General features: G+C 56.6%; 1 protein-coding gene and 1 tRNA gene. Both read right to left on the bottom strand.

Annotation, left to right across the window (positions count from 1 at the left end; genetic code table 11):
- A partial coding sequence (locus ADICYQ_RS31315) for a preprotein translocase subunit SecE (protein WP_498366139.1) occupies positions 1-69 on the bottom strand: 69 nt, incomplete at its 3' end.
- Positions 70-222: 153 nt separating this feature from the next.
- Positions 223-295: transfer RNA gene (locus ADICYQ_RS31310), tRNA-Trp, on the bottom strand.
- Positions 296-525: the final 230 nt, after the last annotated feature.

The following is a 525-nucleotide window of genomic DNA, read 5'->3' as shown; positions in this document are numbered from 1 at the left end:
CAGTTCGCGCCTCGTCGGGGTGACGACCTTCTTGAGCTCGTTCAATACCTGGCGGATAAAAAGGACCATGCGCCCGAAGGGTCCACGACGTTGCTCGCTATCCTTCTTCGCCTTGGCGACGACGTCCTCGCTGGGCACGTCTACGTCTTTCTTGGCCACTCTTACTACCTTCCGATACTTCGGCTTGCTCGACCCATTCCATGAATCACGGAGTGGGACTTGCAGGGCGGACAGGACTCGAACCTGCAACCTGCGGTTTTGGAGACCGCTGCTCTACCAATTGAGCCACCACCCTCTGCGAGAGACCTGAATCTCTGGCATCCACACTGTCACACAAATCTGTTCAAAAATGAAAAGTAGGCGCGCGAAAGAATGGCAGTAATCAAGTACTTCTTCCAGTGTACGTCATCCCGAGCCCTCGCAAAATGCACGGTGCCCCCACACCGTCTGCGAGCCAATTCACCGAGCACAGAAAACGCCTAAGCCCTAGACTTGGCGGGTGACCTCACCTCGCCTCTCCGCCCG

It is taken from the genome of Cyclobacterium qasimii M12-11B (genome assembly GCF_000427295.1).
Lineage (GTDB): Bacteria > Bacteroidota > Bacteroidia > Cytophagales > Cyclobacteriaceae > Cyclobacterium > Cyclobacterium qasimii.
This window is presented reverse-complemented; position numbering and strand designations above follow the sequence as displayed.